Raw genomic sequence first — 20,470 nt, 5'->3', positions numbered from 1 at the left:
AAGAGGCCAGGACTTTTGTCCCGGCCTCCGCTTGCTATTTCTGAACGTTACTCTAGAACGTGCGCCAAATGTCAGTTTCACTAATTAATCAGGAAAATACTAGTAAAAATATCTCCCCAGCATGAACTAGTTTGCGTAAAGTTCCTGAACTGGCTTAGTAATAATGCCATTTAAGTCTTCCATGATTTGGCTCAAACCTTTTTCTTTTTCCATTAAGGTCTGAATTTCTTTAAATTTACCAACTTTATCCGCAAGCTTTTTAGCCTCATCAATTTCTGAATCCTCTAAATTTTCACCTTGCATTTGTTTTTGCTGTAACTTCATATTTATTTGTTGAAAATTCTTAAAAAGATCATAAGCCTTCTGATTCTTTTTTAATTCAGTGTAAGCTGACTCCAAAGCCAAAAATTCATCAGTTTTACGTAGTTCGCCCTCAAGTTGGTTTGCAATATCATAAACTTTAACTGCCATAATGCATCTCCTTAATTAATCTGTATTTTTAATTATATCATGAACTGAAAGCAGTTTCTATAAGGACTCTTAATTGAACAATCCCTTAACTGTATCAACCCAACTATTGGCCTTATCCTTAGCCGAATCAAGATTGTTTTTGGCCTGATTGACACCATCCTGAACCTTGTTCCACCAAGTTGAATTAGAATTGCTCGACTTCTCGTCCGAAGCCATTTGCTGGGCATCCTGAACCTTAAAGGCCGTTTGTGGTGTGTTCGGTAAAATATTCGTCATTTCTGACTTCCAAACTGGCGCAACACCTTCCTCGCTGATTCCCTGCAAGAAGTGACTACTGTCGGTATTATCAAAACCAATCCACGTGGCAACAACAATGTTAGGGGTATAACCGACCACCCACTGATCCTTCGTTCCAAAACCATATGAATTAGGCACCTCAGTACTCCCCGTCTTACCGGCCACTTGATAGCCCGCCGGTTTAGCACTTTGGCCCGTACCGTGATCAAAGACACCCATCAACATGCTTGTCATTTGGTTAGCCACTTTAGTCGACATGACCTGCTTAGTTTTAACGTCTGTATTGTCCACCACAACGTTGCCACTGGCATCAACAATTTTTGTAATAAAATGAGAACTAGCCCGCTTACCGTTGTTTGCAAAGGCAGTATACGCACTCGCCATTTGGTACGGCGAGACACCTACTTTTAGGCCACCTAGCGCTAAGGCCAAATTCTGATCACTCTTTGGTAAATTAATACCAAAGTTCTCAACGGAATCAACACCTTTTTGCACACCAATTTGGTCAAGTAACCAAACTGCAGGCGCATTTAAACTTTGTGCAAGCGCCGTATACATTGGAATTTTGCCAGAATAATTATTACCGTAATCGGTTGGCGTGTAGTGATTAGAGCCATAAGACAGCTTTTTGTCAGTTAAAGAAGAATCATAATGGTAACCATTTTCTAAGGCCGGCGTATAAACGGCTAACGGCTTCATCGTGGACCCTGGCTGCCGTTTAATTTGCGTTGCTCGATTATAGCCGCGGAAAACGTGTTCGCCCCGACCACCAACTACCGCGTTAACCCCACCAGTCCGGGGATCAATCGCCACGGAACCGCCTTGAACCTTAGTTCCATCACTAGCGTTGGCCGGGAATATCGAATCATCCTTAAAGGATTGTTCCATCTTACTTTGATAGGTTTGGTTCAACGCCGTATAAATCTTGTAACCCTTATTCATAATATCTTCTTCAGAAATACCGTACTTGTTAATTGCTTCGTCCACTACTGCATCGAAATAGTAGGGATACTTATAGCCATCTGCTTGCTCATACCGATCCTGTAAGTTCAACGGCTCCTGTTTAGCAGTTTTAACTTGACCGGCCGTTAACTTTTTATTTGTCTCCATTAGGCCCAAAATCAGGTTACGCCGGTCGATATTATTTTGCGGATGATCAATTGGATTATAAAAGCTTGGGCTGCGCAACATTGCCGCGATACTGGCAGCTTGCGCCGAATCAATATTTTGCGCCGTTTGGCCAAAATACTTTTCGGAAGCATCGTGGACACCCCAAACACCATTTCCAAAATAGGCATTGTTCAAGTACATCGTTAGGATATCTTTTTTTGTATAAACCTTGTTAATTTCAATTGCTAAAAAAAGTTCCTCTGCCTTTCGACTAAAGGTTTGTTTCTGCGTTAACAAGGCGTTTTTAGCAAGCTGTTGGGTTAAAGTGCTCCCGCCACCCATAATTGCACCGTGGTGAATCACATAACTAATCGCCGCACGAGCCATCCCTTTAATACTAAAACCAGGATTCGTCCAAAAAGAACGATCCTCCGTTGAAATAACAGCATTTTGAATTTGTGGCGAAATTTTATCGTAACTGACGTAAGTTCCTTTTTGGGAGTATAATGAACCCGCCTTTTGATTATTTTGATCATAAATTGTTGTTGTCGCCTGTAAATTGGCCTTCAGATTACCAACATCAGCCGTTTTTGCTAAATAGGTCAGGTAGGCACTGACGACAAAAAATAAGATTAAGAACATCAGCAATAACCAACGCCAAATCTGAAATCGGTGCCAGAAATGTTTTAACCAGTGCCAAAACGCGTGCCAGTAAGGACCCAATATCCTTCCTAGTTGGTGAATAATTGGCCCGATTGCTTGCTTAACAGCTCGAAAAGCACGCTTAATTGTATTCCAAAAATTAGTCATAGCATAACTCCATTATTGATCCATGTTTTAATTGCTCCATTATTGTAGCATACTTAATTGTTTACTTTTATCGGCAGAAAAAAAGTTAAAAAAGGATTAACAAATTAAATTTCCATTCTGACGACAATTCAGTACAATAATACTTATAAGGGAGTGATCATTTGCAAGCTTGGCACTATCATCTTAAGCGGCGACTAACTGCCACCGAATTACCACTGCGCGATTTATTACGCCGGGAATGGCTCATTCCAAAATCGGTTTACCACCAACTTCGGGTGAAACAACACGTTACCGTTAATGGCGTTTACCAAAGTGTCAATACATTAATTCATCCAGGTGATCTCATCGAGCTTACTTTTGAAACTAATGATTTCAGAACACCCTTACCAAACTACCATGCAGGTCAAGCCGCACAAACTGCCGTCTTGTACGAAACTAGTGATATTTTGGCCGTTAATAAGCCAATCGGACAAAAGACGCACCCTAACCAGCCTTGGGAAAATAATAGTCTGTTTAACGATGTTGCTAGTTACCTTGAACCACAACATTGCCTGCCCTACATTGTTCATCGTCTAGATATGGAAACTAGTGGCGTTTTGCTTGTTGCCAAGAATCCTGTTGTCCTCCCAATCCTAAATCGACTAATTAAGACTAAACGAATCAAGCGCCATTACATTGCTTGGATTCACGGTCAACTTAACCTACAACAAGGCACCATTGACGCACCAATTGGCCGTGACCCATTTGATAAGCGAAAACGCAAAGTTGCCGGAACAAACGCGGTTACCGCAATTACGCACTATAAGGTCCTTAAACAGGCCTCTGATCGAACGTTAGTTGGTATTGAGTTAGAAACTGGTCGCACACACCAAATTCGGGTTCATTTTGCTTCTATTGGTCATCCTTTGGTGGGCGATCCGCTCTATGATCCGCAAGGTAATCAATACGTGCGTTTATTTCTTCACGCTGATCGTTTGCACTTATTGACACCCTTTTCTTACGAACCAATTCTCATCAAAGCCCCTTTACCGGCCGTTTTTAACCAAAAAGTTCTTTTAAAAAAACTACCTAAATGACTAAATTAGTCCACTTTAGGTAGTTTTTAATTTATTTGTTGCATTTTATCACGAAAATAATCGTTAATTTCTTGCGCCGCGGTTTCTGAGGGACTAATAACAAGGATTGTATCATGTCCGGCAATCGTTCCGGCAACGTCGTCTAGCTTCATATCATCAATAATTGCTGCCAGTAAATTACCGTTACTTGGCGCAGTTCTGATGACATTAACAAATTCAATTCGAGTAATCGAAAGTGCCACCTGAGCCAAAGTATCAGCCAGCCGTTCTTCTTCACTCTTCTCACCATTGTGGTAAATCGTATAGCGGATAGTGCCGTTGGCGTCTCGTTCCTTAACAATTTGCATTTCGCGAATGTCACGCGAAATAGTCGCCTGCGTTGCCGGAATTCCCTCTTCTTTTAAAAGTGCCAACAATGATTCTTGGGTAGCAACACTGTGTTGTTTAATGATCTGTTCAATCCGTGCTTGTCGAACTGATTTTTTCATCATTATCACCTCATTACCTAGATGTTACTATTTAGTATAACAAATTAAAACCATTTTTTCTTATAAATATGAGGTTTTACTTATAAAAATCCGCCTAAATCTAGGAAATGTTTGACGATCGTAACTACTATTCCACAATTGAGGTTGGTTAACTAAGTACGCTAATAATCCTAACGCTCCATACGTTGTCCATTCAACTAAGACACAATCGCTCAGTTGAAACATAGCAAGCACAGGAGACCGTTTTTCCAAACACAAACTGGCGCGTATTCCGACATACACTTTCATTTAATGTATATTTTGCCCATTTTATAATAAAGTTGGATTGATTTTTACCATCTGTAATTTATAAAAATTAAAGGTATGGTCAAAAAAACACCTAAAATACTAACAATTTTTTGCTAGTTGTTTTAGGTGCTTTTAACTTACATTTCTTTGGGTGCATTGACCCCAAGTAACGATAGGCTTTGAACAAGTACTTGACTGACACTCGCAACCAGAGCTAAACGAGCTGGCTTTTCGGCATCATCAACTAACACTTTCGTATTGGCATAATATTTATTAAATGTCTTTGCTAAATGCAACGCGTATTTGGCAATGACGGATGGTTCGTATTCTTTACTGGCCCTAACAACCATCTGCGGAAAGTTGCCTAATGCCTTTAAAACTTCCCAGGCCGATGCATCTGTAATTGTATAATCGGCCGCCGCATCAAGTTCAGTTGCCCCAGCCTTACGTAAAATACTTTGTGCTCGTGCGTTGGTATATTGGACGTAAGGCCCAGTTTCACCTTCAAAACGAACGACTTCTTCAAGGTTGAAATCAAAATTATTCAAACGATCATTTTTCAAATCGTGGAAAATAACTGCTCCAATTCCAACATCTTTGGCAACGGCCTCTTTATTTGGTAAATCTGGATTCTTTTTATCAATTTCTTGCCGTGCTAAATCAACAGCGTCATTGAGCACTTTTTCTAATAAAATAACTCGTCCCTGACGTGTCGATAATTTTTTACCATCTTGCGTAATTAGACCAAACGGTACGTGGTGAATTTGGTCTGACCAAGCAAAGCCCATTTCTTTCAAAACAGCTTTTAACTGCTTAAAATGATCCCGTTGTTCATTACCAACAACGTAGACCGACTGAACAAAGTCATAAGTTCGTTTACGGTAAATGGCGGCCGCCAAATCACGCGTGATGTACAATGTCGCACCATCACTCTTTTTAATCAAGGCTGGATTTAAATCATAGGCTGATAAATCAACAATTTCAGCCCCTTGGCTTTCTTTCAACAAATTTTTGTCCTCTAGCAATTGAACGACTTCCGCCATTTTATCGTTGTAAAAAGCCTCGCCATTATAAGAATCAAAAGTAATTCCTAGCATGTCATAAATTTTCATGAATGATTTCAGAGAAACTTCACGGAACCACGACCACAGTTTTGTCGCCTCGTCGTCCCCGGCTTCTAGTTTGCGGAACCACTCTCTGGCCTCATCATCTAATTCAGGATTTTCCTGGTCTTCTTGGTGAAAACGAACGTAATATTTCAATAAATTGGTAATTGGGTCGGCCTTAACTGCCTCTTCACTACCCCATTTTTTATAACCAACGATTAATTTACCAAATTGTGTGCCCCAATCACCCAAATGATTAATTTTAATTGGATTATAACCGACCTTGCGTAAAATATTAGCAATGGCGTTCCCAATTACCGTTGAACGTAAATGGCCCATGGAAATTGGTTTAGCAATGTTAGGACTAGACATATCAATCGGAACGTTGCCCTTTTTGCCTAAATCGGCATCCCCATAGTGATCGGCGGTTGTTAAAATCTCGTGTAACAAATCATGACTGAATTGTGGTTTATCCAAAAAGAAATTAATGTAGGGACCGGCCGCCTGAATTTTCTCAAACTGACTAGCATCAATCTTCTCAACTAGTTCTTTAGCGATTAATTGTGGTGCCTTACGGTAAGTTTTGGCCAATGTGAAAACTGGAAAAGCGTAATCTCCCAAATTAGATGTCTTCGGGACTTCAATTAATTTTTGAATCGTAGCTTCATCTAATGTATCGCCTAGCACCGGCAGTAATGCTTTTACAACTGCTGCTTGATCATTCATAAAGTAGTTCCTCCTTAAAATTTTGCCTAAAAAAAGCCCTCAAAAATTGTAAGAGACGAGTTAAAACCCGCGGTACCACTCTTTTTGATAGGCTATCCACTTTCATATTCAGTTTAATTTTCAAAAGCACGACCTTACGTTAACCATCATCTAGCTCCCACCAAATCTAGACTCGCTGTTCATAATTTTGCGTAATTATTCTTTCTCAACAAATTAATAAAAAACGATCAAAGCAACCTAATCGTTTACTTATTCAAGCGGGTGACGAGAATCGAACTCGCGACGCAAGCTTGGGAAGCTTGAATTTTACCACTAAACTACACCCGCATTGCCACTACAATACTAACTATAAATAACAACTCTATTATTATAGCAAGCTTTTAATTGAATGGCAAATACACTCGTCGAAATGACTTAAATTTCTTAATCCAATCAATTTAAATTTTGGGCAAAGAACTGGCCAACTTTTTGCCGGTATTGTTTTGGATAATCACTCAGCGATTCAGCGTGGTGAGCACCGTTTGTGATCCATAATTTTTTCTTTCCTTTAGTGGCTGCATAATTTTTATAAACCATCCGCGTTGGGACAAAAGTATCGGCACTGCCATGAATAAAGAACGTTGGTAAGTGATTATGGTGTAAGGCCGTTAATGAACTGGCCTGCAAAAAATTATAGTGCGCGCGAATCATCGTGACGACACTGGCAGAATACAGTAACGGAAATTTAGGCAAATGGTACAAGCTCTTCAGTTCATAACTTAATTCGGCACTAACACTTTCGTAGCCACAGTCTTCAACAATTGCCTTAACTTGATGTGGTAAGTGCTGGCCACTTAACATCATCACCGTTGCACCGCCCATGCTAACACCAAACAATCCAATTTCACTAGTTTGACCATTATGGTGAATTACCTGCTTCGTCCACTTCAAATAATCCAATCGATCCGGCCAACCAAAACCAATGTAATTTCCCTGGCTGGCACCAGCACCACGATCATCGGGCGCCAAAACATTGTAGCCAAGCCGGTGGAATAAATGGATGTAGGCCGCCATATCTTCTTTGTTATCCATATAACCATGAGCCACAACAATCGTCTTTTCTGTTGTCTTAGCAGCCGGCACGTAATCGGCAACTAAACGTAAATCGTCCGTCGCTGACTGCTCGTGCCAACGTTGCTTAGGAACTTTAGCAAGCCAGCTCTTATTACGGGCAGTTATCAGTTTACTTTTGGCCGTTGGGTGAGACAAAACTTTCGGAGTAGGTTCAAAAGCAAAATGATAAAGGTACAAACTAGCGCCAGTAATTACTAATAAAATGACAACTAATACACCGATCAACCAGTAAACTAGCTTTTTTCTTAAACGCAAAATTTTCAGTCCTTTGTTAATGGCATTAATTAATTTCCTTATTATTTCACTTTTTTCTGAAAACTTCAAATCGTATTTTTGGCCATAAAAAATAACCAATAAGGCAATTTATTTGCCCGACTAGTTATTTCATACAGAACTAGCTAAACTTTAATTTAAGATTGCCACTCCCACCGTTAAATAGGTCGCAAACAAAAGCCAAATTAAGTAAGGCCAAATCAAATAGGTTAAACTGTTTTTAACCTTTTTGGTTTCAAAAAGAAGTTCTAACAGCACTACCAGCATAATTAAAATAACAATAAAACCAAGCCAATGTGCAGAAAAGTGGAAAAAGATAAAACACCAAAGGAAATTCAGTATTATTTGTGTAATAAAAAGAAGCCGCAGGTGACTCCCGTGGTCATGATCTAGCTCATAAAATGCATAATAACTGTACACACCTAAAAGTAGATATAGAAGTGGCCAAACAATCCCAAATACGATTCCAGGAGGTGCTAATGGTGGTTTACTTAACTGAGCATAAATACCTGCTATATTACCCGCTAATAAACTAGATAAACCACCAATAATTTCCATAATAACGATGGCCAGCACTAAATAAGGCCAATTAATTTGTTTTAAACGCATTAAGCATTTCCCCTTTCTTACTTTTAGATTAGCAAGAATCAAACCGAGAATATACTTATACACTTTTAAAACGTAACCGCACTTTTGATTCCAGATTGTAACACTTAGAAAAATTAAATTAGCGGACGCTGCAATTAATAAAATTGGAAAAGATTGTCATTAATACAGATATGCAAAAAAGTTTTACATTGATTCGATTTTCAAAAAATAAGGGTAAAAAATAAAGCAGCTATAAACGCTTTTTAACGACGTTTATAACTACTTTATTTATTTTTTAAAGCTTTATAATTATGCCGCTGGCAGGGATCGAACCTGTACTCACCGAAGTGAACAGCACCCTGAATGCTGCGCGTCTGCCAGTTCCGCCACAGCGGCAAATTAACTACTAAAATAGTTTAGCATTATTAAAAGGGTTAGGTCAAGCGCTTTTTGCCGCCACTTGGTATAATAACTATAAGTAGACACTAACTAAAGGTGGTTAAAAAATGCAAAAAATTACAGAGACAATCGTAAAACAGACAATTAGCAGGCGAAAAGCACAGAGTCATAAAGGAACTTATGGCCGGGTTATGACGATCGGTGGTAACCGCCAATTTGGTGGCGCAATTATTTTAAGTACTAGTGCCGCAGTTTATGCTGGAAGTGGCCTCGTCACCTGCGTCACCGATCCGATAAATTTTGCCAGCCTCCACGCCCGTTTACCAGAGGCAATGGTAATTAGTAATCAGGATGCCACTAGCATCAAACAATTATTACCAACAATGGATGTGGTCGTTATTGGACCAGGACTAGGTGAAAACTATCAGGCCTTAAAATTACTCGAATTAACTTTTTCCACCATTCAAAAACAACAAACCCTAATTATTGATGGATCAGCCATTTCATTAATCGCCAGCCACCACCTTAAATTACCGGATACACATTTAATTTTCACTCCCCACCAAATGGAATGGCAGCGCCTATCTGGTCTTCCGATTAAAGAACAAACACCGAGAAATAATCGTCAGGTCCAAGAGAAATTAGCCGGAACCGTCATCGTTAAGTCACATCGAACCGAGGTTTATCTAGCCACTAGTAAAAATAATTGGCGTAACACAGCCGGTACTGCCGCAATGGCCACAGGTGGCATGGGGGACACCTTAACCGGTATTATTGCGGGCTTCGTTGCCCAGTTTGCCGATTCTAATCAGGCCGTTTTAGCGGCGGTTTACACCCACAGCAAAATTGCTGATTATTTAGCAAAAAAGCAATACGTTGTTTTACCTTCACAAATTATTACTCACTTACCTGAATACATGGCCAAGATGGCTCAATCTGAAAATGATTAATTAAAAAAATAGCGGCAAAGCGTTAAATCTAAACGCCTTTACTGCTATTTTTTAATGCCGTAAGTTCCATTGTTGTCAATGGTCGGTACTGACCCACTGGCAAGCCTTCCGGTAAGGTCAGCGGCCCCATAGCTAATCGCCGCAATTTTAACACAGGCTTTTCAATACTTTGAAATAGCCGTTTAACTTCATGAAATTGACCTTCCAGCACCTGTACTTGAATGACCGACTGCTTTTTGGTTAAATCAAGTCCCATTATTTGCAACTTAGCAGGTTTAAATTTCGTCCCATGTTGGGTTATCACGCCTTCAGCAAATCGGGCAACATCAGCAGCAGTCACCAGGCCGTCAATTTGCGCCTGATAAAGTTTAGTTACTTGTTTTTTGGGACTTAACAATTGGTGTGCTAATTGGCCATCGTTGGTTAGCAATAGTAGCCCTGTTGTATCTTTATCAAGTCGACCAACTGGAAATAAATCAGCGCGAAAATCAGCCGTACTTAATAGTGCCATAACTGTTTTGGTTCGTGAATCTTTAGTCGCTGATAAAACACCGGCCGGCTTATTCAATAAATAATAGCTGAGCGGTGCATAATTAATGACTTCACCATCCAAAGCAATACTGTCCTGACCTGGTTCAACCTGCTGTTTAGCCAGTTTGACGCTTTGACCATTAACGGTTAACCTTCCTTGCTTAAGCCACTGATGAGCCTCTTTACGGCTGCCCATCGCAGTAACTGTTATAAAACGATCAATTCGCATTACTTAATCCTCAATCGTCGGCGCAAACCGGCAACTCTTTCGCCAAGAATTTCGTCGGCCAAACGTGAACGTAACATACAATAGCCGTAAACTACTGCGCCAAGCCCGGCGACAATTATGAGCACAAGCATACTTTGCAATCGACTTGCGGGATTTAAGAAGGTAAAGAGCCCTTTCTCGATTATCACACAAACTCCGTACATCAGTATGGCAGAAAATAAAATACCTGCCAAACGTCGAACGATCTCATTGAAATTTAAATCAAACCTTTGATGCAACGAGCGCATCATTAAAAAGCTAGTTACACCAAGACCAATAGCAGTTGCCATTAATGGCCCAAAAACCTTTAATAGCGCAATCATTGGGTACTGGACAATCAGCTTTACAATTAGTCCAATAACGAAATAAAGAATTGCCTTCTTATTTTGGTATAGCCCTTGCATCATCGCAGCTAAGACAGTGAATAGTCCTAAAATAATTGCTACGTAAGATGAGAATTCTAAAATTAAAGTGCCCGTAAAATTATAACTATAGAAAATGGTGTATAGTGGTTTGGCAACTGCCGCCATCCCAATTGCTGCAGGAATCATTATGAAGAAGAAAAGTTCAAGCATGCTATCAATTTGTTCCCGCAGCGATTTGCGATCACCCTTCGTAAATGCCTCTGATAAGAGTGGAATCGAGGTGACTGCCATTGATGAAGCCAACGAAACAGTAATCATAATTAATTTATTCGAACTAAACGCAAATAATTGGTAATAATTATAGAAATCAGCCTTTGTCCCACTCATGAACCGACCAATCCACTGAATGAACGTGTACTGATCAACCAATTGAAAAATAGTTATCCCGGCGTCCAAAATAATGAATGGAATTGCCTGCCGAACCATTTCCGTCAACATATCGCGCGTTGAAATATCTAAAACGGCCGCACTATTGCGGCTTAATTCATTCCAACCACTACGTTTACGTAAAAAGTACCACCCTAAAACTAGCAGACTTGCAATTGCGCCAATAAAGGCCGCAAAAGTTGATTGGGTAACCGCCGAAACATAATTTCCGTGAAGCACCCGCATAATCCAAAAGGTCATCGCCAACATATAAATAATTCGGGCCACTTGCTCGATAAACTGAGAAATTGCCGACGGCGCCATATCCTGATACCCTTGAAAGAAACCTCTAACGAGACTCATAACCGGAATGATAAGCAACGGCCACGCCAATGAACGAATAACGGGAATCGCATCTGGATTTCCCGTAGAAAGCCAAGGTGCCACAAAATACAACAGTGCCGCCGAAACAATCCCCATGATAACCATTAAGTAGATCCCACTACGAAACAGCTTTCGCCCGGTTGAATATTCGTTCATGGCATTATAGTGTGCCACTTGCTTTGCTACCGCCCCTGGAATACCAGCTGTTGAAATAACTAAAAATAAACTGTAGATATTATAGCCAATCGCAAAAAGTGCGTTGGCCTGGCCACTTTCAGCACCAAACATGGCCACCCAAGGAATAATGTAAAGTGCGCCCAGAATTCGTGAGGTAATACTGCCAGCAGTCATCCAAGCTGATCCCCGTAACATTTTTTCTTGTGCGGTTGGCTCACTTTTAATGTTTTGTTCTGGTTCAATCTTTTTATTCACGGACGGTTCATTTTGCAACCGTGACTTAGACATGGCATTCGTTCCTTCCTGAAAACATTCTTTTACATTCTAATTGAAATGGCACAACCTTTCAATTAGAATTAAGAAATTTAATTTTTAGTTAAAATAAAACGGAGCACTGGTAGTTTAATTAACAACCACCAATTGCTCCGTTTTATAGTAAATTGTTTAATTAGCAACAATGTTGACTAATTTTTGAGGAACTACGATTACCTTGCGAACAGTCTTACCTTCAATGGCTTTTTGAACCTTATCTTCAGCCAAAGCAAGCTTCTGCAGATCGTCCTTGCTGGTGTCCTTGCTAATCATTACTTTTGCCTTCAACTTACCGTTAACCTGAACAACAATTTCAATTGTGTCTTCAACCAATTGATCCTTGTCGTAAGTTGGCCAGGCCGCATAGGTAATGGATTCATCATGGCCCAATTTCTGCCAAAGTTCTTCCATCATATGTGGCGCAACTGGGTAAAGCATTTTGATAAAGCCTTCAATGTATTCTACGGGTAAAATATCAACCTTGTAGGCCTCATTGATGAAAACCATTAATTGCGAAATTGCGGTGTTGAAATGAAGGTGTTCATAATCTTCCGTTACCTTTTTAACCGTCTGATTATAAATTTTTGTCAATCCATCATCATGGACAGTGGTAACCCGATCACGTAATTCATCTTCATCGTCAATCAATAACCGCCAAACACGATCTAAGAATTTTTTAGCACCATTAAGCCCATCATCACTCCACGCAATTGAGGCGTCCAACGGTCCCATAAACATTTCGTATAACCGTAATGTATCAGCACCATATTCAGCAACAATATCATCTGGATTAATCACGTTACCTTTAGACTTAGACATTTTTTCGTGATTATCGCCCAAAATCATTCCTTGATTATATAATTTTTGGAATGGTTCTGGTGTTGGTACAACGCCAATATCATACAAGAATTTATGCCAGAAACGGGCGTAAAGTAAATGTAAGACGGCGTGCTCGGCACCACCAACGTACAAATCAACTGGTAGCCATTTCTTTAATTTATCATAATCGGCTATTTTTTCCTTGTTATGCGGATCAATGTAACGTAAGAAATACCATGAACTACCGGCCCATTGTGGCATCGTATTTGTTTCGCGCTTACCTTTCCGACCATTCTCATCAACAACGTTCACCCACTCAGATACATTGGCCAATGGGCTTTCAGTACTACCAGATGGTTTAACGTCATCGGTTTTTGGCAAAATCAATGGTAATTGATCTTCGGGAACTAAGGTTGTTTCCCCATCTTCCCAATGAATAATAGGAATTGGTTCACCCCAGTAGCGTTGCCGAGAGAAGATCCAGTCACGTAACCGATAGTTAACTTTTCGCTTACCGACACCTTTTTCTTCTAGCCAATCTAACGCACGACTGATTGCCTCTTTTTTATTTAGGCCATTTAAGAATCCAGAATTAATGTGTTCTCCATCATCCGTGTAAGCGGCCTTTGTAACATCACCACCCGCAATAACAGGCTTAATTGGTAAAGCAAACTTTTTGGCAAACTCAAAATCACGATCATCATGCGCCGGAACGGCCATAATTGCGCCGGTCCCATAAGATGCCAAGACATAATCTGCAATCCAGATTGGTACTTGTTCACCATTTATTGGGTTAATCGCGTAACTACCTGTGAACGCGCCAGTTTTCTCTTTAGCCAAATCAGTTCGTTCGAGATCACTCTTAGTTGAGATCTGTTTCTTATACGCCTCCACTGCTGCCTTTTGTTCAGCAGTTGTTAAGGCGGCAACTAGTTCATGTTCTGGTGCTAGTACCATATAAGTTGCACCAAACAGTGTATCTGGACGGGTTGTGAAGACCTCGATCGATTTATCTTCCTGACCAGCAACTTTAAAATTAACACTGGCCCCTTCGGAACGGCCAATCCAATTCCGTTGCATTTCTTTAATGCTTTCTGGCCAATCAAGTAAATCCAGGTCCTTTAATAAACGGTCTGCATAGGCCGTGATTCTTAACATCCACTGCCGCATTGGTACCCGATAAACGGGGAAGCCCCCACGTTCAGTCTTGCCATCAACAACTTCTTCGTTAGAAACAACGGTGCCACCCAATAAATCAGGCGCCCAGTTTACTAACACTTCAGATTCATAGGCCAGTCCTTTTTTGTACATTTGTTCAAAAATCCACTGGGTCCATTTATAGTAGTTTGGATCGGTGGTATTTACTTCCCGACCCCAATCATAGGAAAAGCCCAACGAATTAATTTGTTTACGGAAAGTTTCAATGTTTTTTTTAGTAAAACTAGCTGGACTATGCCCGGTATTCAAAGCGTACTGTTCAGCCGGTAAACCAAAAGCATCCCAACCCATTGGGTGTAAAACGTTGTATCCTTGCATCCGTTTCATCCGCGCAATAATATCCGTTGCTGTATAGCCCTCTGGATGGCCAACGTGTAGTCCCTTACCAGAAGGATAAGGAAACATATCTAATGCATAGAAGTTCTCTTTTTTAGGATCCTCTGTCGTTTTAAATGTATTATTATGTAGCCAATAATGATTCCATTTACGTTCAACAACCTTATGATTGTAACTCATAAATTAACTTCCTTTCTAACGTCAATAAAAAATTGCTGTGCTAAAGAAAAACGCCCCACAGGAAATATATCCTGTAGGACGATATGACCGCGATGCCACCTACATTTCGTATTAAATACGACACTTGACGTCTTAACGCGACCGCACGTTTTAATCTACTTAAATTCGACTAAACACTCTAAGGTGAGTTCAAAAAATCACTTTACGAATTCACATCAACCATTCGTTTTCTGTTAAAAGTAACTTTACTACTAATCCTTTTCACAGTTTCTTATTATTTATTTCATCATACCAAAAAGAATTTTTGTTTTCAAGCCGGACTTTCCTAAACATGCTAAACTAAAATAAGTTAATTTAGCCTAATAACTGAAAAGGATTGATTTAATTTGCAATTAACAAACCAACAACGAAAACAGCTTGCAGTCACTGCAGGGATTAGCTACTTCATTTTTTTCCTAATATTGCTTAGCCTAGAAATAAACGCTAACTGGTTACAACAATTTGACCAAACTACTAACGCCTTTATCACCCAATTTCGACAACCAAGTCTCAATCACTTGGTTATCATCATTACTGAATTTGGTAATCCAGCAAGCACCACACTTATTGCACTTATTTTAATTCTTCTATTAGCAGCAACACAACAAAATAAACTGGCCTTCCTAGTTTTCATAAATGTTGGTTTTATCGCTGGACTAATTAACCATATTATTAAGGAGCTTGTTCAAAGACCGCGGCCAACTGCCGTCAGTCATTTAGTTAGTGCTGGTGGTTTCAGTTTTCCAAGTGGCCACGCAACTACAAGTGTATTGTTATACGGCACTTTTTTTATACTCAGCTATTGTTTAATCAAAAATGCTACCCAACGCAGGCACTTAACCTATCTTTGGGTAGCATTACCATTACTAATCGGTCTCAGCCGAATTTACGTCGGTGTTCATAATACGAGTGATGTTATTGCCGGCTGGTCTTTTGGCCTCGCAAACCTTTGTTTAACCTGGCTATTATTTAGCTATTTGGACCACGTTAAATAAACTATCGTTCCACCACTTTTTTGCGTTTTCCAAATAAATTCACGATAATCGCCAGAATCATTAAAATAACGGAAGTCATGTAGATGACGTGTAGACCACTATATAGTATTTCCCGTAAAGTTGGCAACAATTTTGCCGGTAAACTAGTAGCTGTTTGTGGATTAACTAAACGATTCATCATATCACTAGTAATCCCACTGTGTTTGTATTTTGCAACTCCAGAGGCCAGATGGAGGTTCAAAATAATTCCGTAAACCGAAACCATCAAGGTTTGGCCTAGCGTCCGACATAGGGTATTAAATGATGTTGCCACACCAATTTGATCTTTAGAAACCGAGTTTTGTGAAACGACAGTCGTTGTTGTGATAGTGACACCAAAACCAAGTCCCAAAAAGGCCGCAACGATTAAGAAAGTCGAAAACGATGTTGTTTCTGGTAAAACGGCCAAAACAAAGCTACCACAGGCCAATAAGGCCAGACTCCAAAAAAGAATAAAACGCGGGGTGTATTTAGCAAGCAACCCCCCAGTGATAAATGATGCAACAACCCACATCAGTGAACTTGGAGTCACAACAAAACCACCCATGGAGGCCGGCAACCCTAAAATTCCCTGCATCCACATTGGCATATAGACTTCAAACCCCATTAAAAAGCCACTAACCAATGCGGCCACTATATTTTGAACGTTAAAGGTTTGATTTTTAAATAACGCCAATGAAATAATCGGATCCGTAGCAGTTTTTTCGGTTTTGATAAAAAGTAAAAAACAGATAATAGCAATAACAAACATTAAGACTAAAACTAATGAAAACCCGTGTTCTAAAACTTGGAAACCGTACATAACACAGAGTAAGGTTAACATTAGAAATAAACTTCCCCGGTAGTCAATCGGTGCCTTAATTACTTCTCGCTTAGGTTCATTCAGGTAATGTGAGATCATCCAAATCGTAATTAGGCCAATCGGTACGTTAATAAAGAAAATCCAGTGCCAGCTTAATTGTTCAACAATGAAACCTCCAAGTAAAGGGGCAACGACTGAGGCAATGCCCCAAGCCGAACTATTAAAGCCCAAAATCTTGGCTCGCTTCTCTATTGGGTAGATATCAGCAATTATTGTAAATGATAATGGCAAGATTGCTCCGGCGCCCATTCCCTGTAGTGCCCGAAAAATAATTAAAGTCATCATATTTTGCGCAAAACCACATAGAGCCGAACCAATAATAAATAAAAGAAGTCCAACAATAAATACTGACTTTCGACCAACTCGATCGGCCAGTTTTCCATAAATCGGTGTTAGCATTGCGTTAGTTAATAAATAAATTGAAAAAATCCAATTCATTAAATTCATTCCGTGTAAGTCACCAACAATTGTTGGCATTGCCGTTGAAACTATTGTACCTTCAATGGCTGACATAAAAGTTGCAATAAAAATAGCAACTGTTACTAAAGTGACGTTTGTTTCTTTCTTCATTTTGCCCTCCTTCATTCACTAAATCATATAAAAAGACCCCTATCAGGAAATTGAAAAATCCCTGGTAAGGGTCGCCTCTTGTAATCGTTAATCTAATGCATTATGTAATGCATCAACCTTGTCTAAGTGTTCCCAAGGTAGATCAACATCTGTACGCCCAAAATGACCGTAAGCAGCCGTCTGCTTATAAATCGGTCGTTGTAAATCTAACATCTTAATAATACCAGCTGGCCGAAGATCAAAAATCGTTCGAACAACCTTAACTAACTCACTTTCAGGAACTGTATTGGTCCCTTGAGTATCAATTGCAACGGATACTGGCTGAGCAACACCAATTGCATAAGCAAGTTGAACTTCACAACGTTTGGCATAGCCAGCAGCAACAATGTTCTTTGCAATATAACGTGCCGCGTAACTGGCCGAGCGATCAACCTTAGTGGCATCCTTACCGGAAAAAGCACCGCCACCATGTTTAGCATAACCACCATAAGTATCAACAATAATCTTACGTCCAGTTAAGCCAGCATCTCCTTGTGGTCCACCAATGACAAAACGACCAGTTGGATTAACAAAATATTTGGTTTTTTCATCAAGCAAACTAGCTGGAATTACTGTTTTAATTACTTGGTCAATCATGTCCTTACGAATTTGTGCTAATGATACATCGGGATCATGTTGGGTACTGATCACTACTGTATCAACTCGTGCTGGTTGTCCATTATCATCGTATTCAACGGTAACTTGAGCCTTGGCGTCAGGACGCAAATATTTAATTGTGCCATCTTTGCGTAATTTTGCAACTTGGCGCATCAATCGGTGTGCCAAAGAAATTGGTAATGGCATTAATTCCGGGGTTTCATCAATTGCAAAACCAAACATCATGCCCTGATCACCGGCACCAATTTTATCTAATGGGTCCTCGTCTGAATTACGTGCTTCCAAGGAATCATCGACCCCCTGGGCAATATCAGGTGATTGTTCATCCAAAGCCACTAAAACAGCGCAGTTATCACCATCAAAACCATACTTACCATGTGTATAACCAATACCTTTAATTGTTTCACGCACCGTTTTTTGGATATCAACGTACGCACTTGTTGAAATTTCACCGACCACAAGGACTAACCCTGTCGTAACGGTAGTCTCGCAGGCAACCCGTGCTTTTGGATCCTGTGCTAACATGGCATCCAAAATAGCATCACTAATCTGATCAGCTATTTTATCTGGATGCCCTTCAGATACTGATTCTGAAGTAAATAAGTGTCTTTCACGCACTTTATATTCCCCCTATACATTTAATCCAATTAATTGGATAGTTAACTCGGTTACAAGGCATATCCACATAAATCGTGAATCCTCTCGGGAATCTGCTTATAAACCAAGAACTAGTCTATCATAATAATTGGCCATTTAAAAGTTGAATTCCCACTAAATGATAATAAAAAAAAGACAACATTAAAATGTTGTCTTACATTACGGTCCCAACGGGACTCGGACCCGTGATCTCCTGCGTGACAGGCAGGCGTCATAACCAACTAGACCATGGAACCAATTGCGGGAGCAGGGTTTGAACCTGCGACCTTCGGGTTATGAGCCCGACGAGCTACCAGACTGCTCCATCCCGCGATAATATAAAGGAGGATGAGAGATTCGAACTCTCGCGTGCTATTACACACCTGACGGTTTTCAAGACCGTTCCCTTCAGCCACTTGGGTAATCCTCCAAGACTAAAAATTAACTATATGATGTACCATGACCCGTACGGGATTTGAACCCATGTTACCGCCGTGAAAGGGCGGTGTCTTAACCACTTGACCAACGGGCCATCAAAAAACGGAGAAGGAGAGATTCGAACTCTCGCGCGGTATAACCCGCCTACACCCTTAGCAGGGGCGCCTCTTCAGCCACTTGAGTACTTCCCCAAAATGGGCCTAAATGGACTTGAACCATCGACCTCACGCTTATCAGGCGTGCGCTCTAACCAGCTGAGCTATAGGCCCATATAATGAATAGTTAATTATCAGACAAAGCGGGTGACGAGAATCGGACTCGCGACAACAGCTTGGAAGGCTGTGGTTTTACCACTAAACTACACCCGCATAATTATTAACTATAAGATGGCGCGGGACAGAATCGAACTGCCGACACATGGAGCTTCAATCCATTGCTCTACCGACTGAGCTACCGAGCCATTACGGTCCCAACGGGACTCGAACCCGTGATCTCCTGCGTGACAGGCAGGCGTCATAACCAACTAGACCATGGAACCAATTGCGGGAGCAGGGTTTGAACCTGCGACCTTCGGGTTATGAGCCCGACGAGCTACCAGACTGCTCCATCCCGCGATAATATAAAATGGTTTTACAACATCCACCATAGATGGACCTTGTAGGACTCGAACCTACGACCGGACGGTTATGAGCCGTCTGCTCTAACCAACTGAGCTAAAGGTCCAAGCACTAAAACCTATCGCGGCAAAGGGAATCGAACCCCCGACCTCCCGGGTATGAACCGGACGCTCTAACCTGCTGAGCTACACCGCGATAAACTATCAATCGGGAAAACAGGATTCGAACCTGCGACCCCTTGGTCCCAAACCAAGTGCTCTACCAAGCTGAGCTATTTCCCGAAAAATGCACCCAGTAGGAGTCGAACCTACAACCTTCTGATTCGTAGTCAGACACTCTATCCAATTGCGCTATGGGTGCAAATATTTATTTAATGCCGAGGACCGGAATCGAACCGGTACGGTGATTACTCACCGCAGGATTTTAAGTCCTGTGCGTCTGCCAGTTCCGCCACCCCGGCAAGGTTGAAAAACTCGGAACTAAGCGGAAGACGGGATTCGAACCCGCGACCCCCACCATGGCAAGGTGATGTTCTACCACTGAACTACTTCCGCATAACAATAAAAAATGCCGACTAGACGATTCGAACGCCCGACCCTCTGATTACAAATCAGATGCTCTACCAACTGAGCTAAGTCGGCATACTACTTACTTCATACAACTGCGGGTGAAGGGACTCGAACCCCCACGCCTCGCGGCGCTAGATCCTAAATCTAGTGCGTCTGCCAATTCCGCCACACCCGCAAAAACTGGCAATGAGCCGTAACAGGTTCGAACTGTTGACCCTCTGATTAAAAGTCAGATGCTCTACCGACTGAGCTAACGGCTCAAATGGAGATTACAGGGTTCGAACCTGTGACCCCCTGCTTGTAAGGCAGGTGCTCTCCCAGCTGAGCTAAACCTCCA

General features: G+C 40.9%; 14 protein-coding genes, 22 tRNA genes, 1 riboswitch and 1 other annotated feature. Of the genes, 3 read left to right on the top strand and 33 right to left on the bottom strand.

Going from position 1 to position 20,470, the window contains the following annotated elements; genetic code table 11:
* Positions 1–126: 126 nt before the first annotated feature.
* Entirely contained in the window at positions 127–471 is a 345-nt protein-coding gene (locus tag EKM61_RS02780; protein ID WP_068223581.1) for a YlbF family regulator, read from the bottom strand.
* A gap of 69 nt (positions 472–540) precedes the next feature.
* Positions 541–2,688 carry a PBP1A family penicillin-binding protein gene (locus tag EKM61_RS02775; RefSeq protein WP_068223578.1) on the bottom strand — a complete coding sequence of 716 codons (2,148 nt, stop codon included), beginning with the start codon at positions 2,686–2,688 and terminating at the stop codon, positions 541–543.
* Between the two features lie 161 nt (positions 2,689–2,849).
* On the opposite strand from EKM61_RS02775, the gene EKM61_RS02770 reads away from it, so the two are divergent.
* Complete coding sequence (locus EKM61_RS02770; protein WP_068223575.1) at positions 2,850–3,764, top strand: RluA family pseudouridine synthase; 915 nt, start codon at positions 2,850–2,852, stop codon at positions 3,762–3,764.
* A gap of 26 nt (positions 3,765–3,790) precedes the next feature.
* Here EKM61_RS02770 and argR read toward each other — a convergent pair whose 3' ends face one another.
* The 6 genes from argR to EKM61_RS02740 all read right to left on the bottom strand — a co-directional run bounded on the left by argR (position 3,791) and on the right by EKM61_RS02740 (position 8,742).
* Positions 3,791–4,252 (bottom strand): arginine repressor, encoded by a 462-nt coding sequence (argR, locus tag EKM61_RS02765; RefSeq protein WP_068223572.1) that lies wholly within the window; start codon positions 4,250–4,252, stop codon positions 3,791–3,793.
* Between the two features lie 425 nt (positions 4,253–4,677).
* Entirely contained in the window at positions 4,678–6,372 is a 1,695-nt protein-coding gene (argS, locus tag EKM61_RS02760) for an arginine--tRNA ligase (RefSeq protein WP_068280851.1), read from the bottom strand.
* Positions 6,373–6,628: 256 nt separating this feature from the next.
* Positions 6,629–6,699, bottom strand: a tRNA-Gly gene (locus EKM61_RS02755).
* Between the two features lie 105 nt (positions 6,700–6,804).
* Positions 6,805–7,740, bottom strand: a complete 936-nt coding sequence (locus tag EKM61_RS02750; RefSeq protein ID WP_318529167.1) for an alpha/beta hydrolase — start codon at positions 7,738–7,740, stop codon at positions 6,805–6,807.
* Positions 7,741–7,890: 150 nt separating this feature from the next.
* Positions 7,891–8,367 (bottom strand): TspO/MBR family protein, encoded by a 477-nt coding sequence (locus EKM61_RS02745; RefSeq protein WP_068223566.1) that lies wholly within the window; start codon positions 8,365–8,367, stop codon positions 7,891–7,893.
* A 291-nt stretch (positions 8,368–8,658) separates the two neighbouring features.
* Positions 8,659–8,742, bottom strand: a tRNA-Leu gene (locus tag EKM61_RS02740).
* 110 nt (positions 8,743–8,852) lie between these two features.
* On the opposite strand from EKM61_RS02740, the gene EKM61_RS02735 reads away from it, so the two are divergent.
* Positions 8,853–9,695, top strand: coding sequence for an NAD(P)H-hydrate dehydratase (locus EKM61_RS02735; protein WP_068223563.1), 843 nt, complete (start codon positions 8,853–8,855; stop codon positions 9,693–9,695).
* A 28-nt stretch (positions 9,696–9,723) separates the two neighbouring features.
* Here the strand turns inward: EKM61_RS02735 and EKM61_RS02730 are convergent, their stop codons facing one another.
* The 3 genes from EKM61_RS02730 to leuS form a co-directional block, all read right to left on the bottom strand.
* Positions 9,724–10,455 carry a pseudouridine synthase gene (locus EKM61_RS02730; RefSeq protein ID WP_068223560.1) on the bottom strand — a complete coding sequence of 244 codons (732 nt, stop codon included), beginning with the start codon at positions 10,453–10,455 and terminating at the stop codon, positions 9,724–9,726.
* On the bottom strand, positions 10,455–12,134 hold the full coding sequence (locus EKM61_RS02725) for a putative polysaccharide biosynthesis protein (protein WP_068280854.1): 1,680 nt from the start codon (positions 12,132–12,134) through the stop codon (positions 10,455–10,457). Before EKM61_RS02725 ends, EKM61_RS02730 begins: the two co-directional genes overlap by 1 nt.
* Before the next feature lie 156 nt (positions 12,135–12,290).
* On the bottom strand, positions 12,291–14,711 hold the full coding sequence (gene leuS, locus EKM61_RS02720; protein WP_068223557.1) for a leucine--tRNA ligase: 2,421 nt from the start codon (positions 14,709–14,711) through the stop codon (positions 12,291–12,293).
* A gap of 71 nt (positions 14,712–14,782) precedes the next feature.
* Positions 14,783–14,985: a binding site (T-box leader), on the bottom strand.
* Positions 14,986–15,097: 112 nt separating this feature from the next.
* Here leuS and EKM61_RS02715 point away from each other — a divergent pair.
* On the top strand, positions 15,098–15,745 hold the full coding sequence (locus tag EKM61_RS02715) for a phosphatase PAP2 family protein (RefSeq protein ID WP_068280857.1): 648 nt from the start codon (positions 15,098–15,100) through the stop codon (positions 15,743–15,745).
* A gap of 1 nt (position 15,746) precedes the next feature.
* Here EKM61_RS02715 and EKM61_RS02710 read toward each other — a convergent pair whose 3' ends face one another.
* From EKM61_RS02710 to EKM61_RS02605, 22 genes are all read right to left on the bottom strand, one after another.
* Complete coding sequence (locus tag EKM61_RS02710; RefSeq protein ID WP_068223551.1) at positions 15,747–17,216, bottom strand: MDR family MFS transporter; 1,470 nt, start codon at positions 17,214–17,216, stop codon at positions 15,747–15,749.
* 87 nt (positions 17,217–17,303) lie between these two features.
* A complete protein-coding gene (gene metK / locus EKM61_RS02705; RefSeq protein WP_068223548.1) occupies positions 17,304–18,491 on the bottom strand; it encodes a methionine adenosyltransferase in 1,188 nt (395 codons plus the stop codon).
* Positions 18,489–18,598: riboswitch (SMK box riboswitch) on the bottom strand. (Overlaps the previous gene by 3 nt.)
* Positions 18,599–18,692: 94 nt before the next feature.
* Positions 18,693–18,766 (bottom strand) — tRNA-Asp (locus tag EKM61_RS02700).
* Between the two features lie 2 nt (positions 18,767–18,768).
* Positions 18,769–18,842, bottom strand: a tRNA-Met gene (locus tag EKM61_RS02695).
* A gap of 9 nt (positions 18,843–18,851) precedes the next feature.
* Positions 18,852–18,939, bottom strand: a tRNA-Ser gene (locus EKM61_RS02690).
* A 30-nt stretch (positions 18,940–18,969) separates the two neighbouring features.
* Positions 18,970–19,041 (bottom strand) — tRNA-Glu (locus tag EKM61_RS02685).
* A gap of 9 nt (positions 19,042–19,050) precedes the next feature.
* Positions 19,051–19,138: transfer RNA gene (locus EKM61_RS02680), tRNA-Ser, on the bottom strand.
* A gap of 4 nt (positions 19,139–19,142) precedes the next feature.
* A tRNA-Ile gene (locus EKM61_RS02675) sits at positions 19,143–19,216 on the bottom strand.
* A 28-nt stretch (positions 19,217–19,244) separates the two neighbouring features.
* Positions 19,245–19,315, bottom strand: a tRNA-Gly gene (locus EKM61_RS02670).
* Between the two features lie 19 nt (positions 19,316–19,334).
* Positions 19,335–19,407 (bottom strand) — tRNA-Phe (locus EKM61_RS02665).
* Positions 19,408–19,411: 4 nt separating this feature from the next.
* Positions 19,412–19,485: transfer RNA gene (locus EKM61_RS02660), tRNA-Asp, on the bottom strand.
* 2 nt (positions 19,486–19,487) lie between these two features.
* Positions 19,488–19,561: transfer RNA gene (locus tag EKM61_RS02655), tRNA-Met, on the bottom strand.
* Positions 19,562–19,596: 35 nt separating this feature from the next.
* Positions 19,597–19,670: transfer RNA gene (locus EKM61_RS02650), tRNA-Ile, on the bottom strand.
* A 15-nt stretch (positions 19,671–19,685) separates the two neighbouring features.
* A tRNA-Met gene (locus EKM61_RS02645) sits at positions 19,686–19,759 on the bottom strand.
* Between the two features lie 12 nt (positions 19,760–19,771).
* Positions 19,772–19,845 (bottom strand) — tRNA-Pro (locus tag EKM61_RS02640).
* A 5-nt stretch (positions 19,846–19,850) separates the two neighbouring features.
* Positions 19,851–19,924, bottom strand: a tRNA-Arg gene (locus EKM61_RS02635).
* A 14-nt stretch (positions 19,925–19,938) separates the two neighbouring features.
* A tRNA-Leu gene (locus EKM61_RS02630) sits at positions 19,939–20,024 on the bottom strand.
* A gap of 22 nt (positions 20,025–20,046) precedes the next feature.
* Positions 20,047–20,118, bottom strand: a tRNA-Gly gene (locus EKM61_RS02625).
* A gap of 14 nt (positions 20,119–20,132) precedes the next feature.
* A tRNA-Thr gene (locus tag EKM61_RS02620) sits at positions 20,133–20,205 on the bottom strand.
* A gap of 21 nt (positions 20,206–20,226) precedes the next feature.
* A tRNA-Leu gene (locus EKM61_RS02615) sits at positions 20,227–20,308 on the bottom strand.
* Positions 20,309–20,320: 12 nt separating this feature from the next.
* Positions 20,321–20,393, bottom strand: a tRNA-Lys gene (locus EKM61_RS02610).
* Between the two features lie 3 nt (positions 20,394–20,396).
* A tRNA-Val gene (locus tag EKM61_RS02605) sits at positions 20,397–20,469 on the bottom strand.
* Between the last annotated feature and the right edge of the window lies 1 nt (position 20,470).

The sequence above is a fragment of the Loigolactobacillus backii genome, from assembly GCF_003946275.1.
Taxonomy (GTDB): Bacteria; Bacillota; Bacilli; order Lactobacillales; family Lactobacillaceae; genus Loigolactobacillus; species Loigolactobacillus backii.
The sequence above is the reverse complement of the archived record's forward strand: the minus strand, read 5'-3'. Positions and strand labels throughout refer to the sequence as shown.

Coding starts and splice junctions, on each gene's coding strand:
- EKM61_RS02780 (WP_068223581.1), bottom strand. CDS start 471: ATGGCAGTTAAAGTTTATGATATTGCAAACCAACTTGAGGGCGAACTA.
- EKM61_RS02775 (WP_068223578.1), bottom strand. CDS start 2,688: ATGACTAATTTTTGGAATACAATTAAGCGTGCTTTTCGAGCTGTTAAG.
- argR (WP_068223572.1), bottom strand. CDS start 4,252: ATGAAAAAATCAGTTCGACAAGCACGGATTGAACAGATCATTAAACAA.
- argS (WP_068280851.1), bottom strand. CDS start 6,372: ATGAATGATCAAGCAGCAGTTGTAAAAGCATTACTGCCGGTGCTAGGC.
- EKM61_RS02745 (WP_068223566.1), bottom strand. CDS start 8,367: ATGCGTTTAAAACAAATTAATTGGCCTTATTTAGTGCTGGCCATCGTT.
- EKM61_RS02735 (WP_068223563.1), top strand. CDS start 8,853: ATGCAAAAAATTACAGAGACAATCGTAAAACAGACAATTAGCAGGCGA.
- EKM61_RS02730 (WP_068223560.1), bottom strand. CDS start 10,455: ATGCGAATTGATCGTTTTATAACAGTTACTGCGATGGGCAGCCGTAAA.
- EKM61_RS02725 (WP_068280854.1), bottom strand. CDS start 12,134: ATGTCTAAGTCACGGTTGCAAAATGAACCGTCCGTGAATAAAAAGATT.
- leuS (WP_068223557.1), bottom strand. CDS start 14,711: ATGAGTTACAATCATAAGGTTGTTGAACGTAAATGGAATCATTATTGG.
- EKM61_RS02710 (WP_068223551.1), bottom strand. CDS start 17,216: ATGAAGAAAGAAACAAACGTCACTTTAGTAACAGTTGCTATTTTTATT.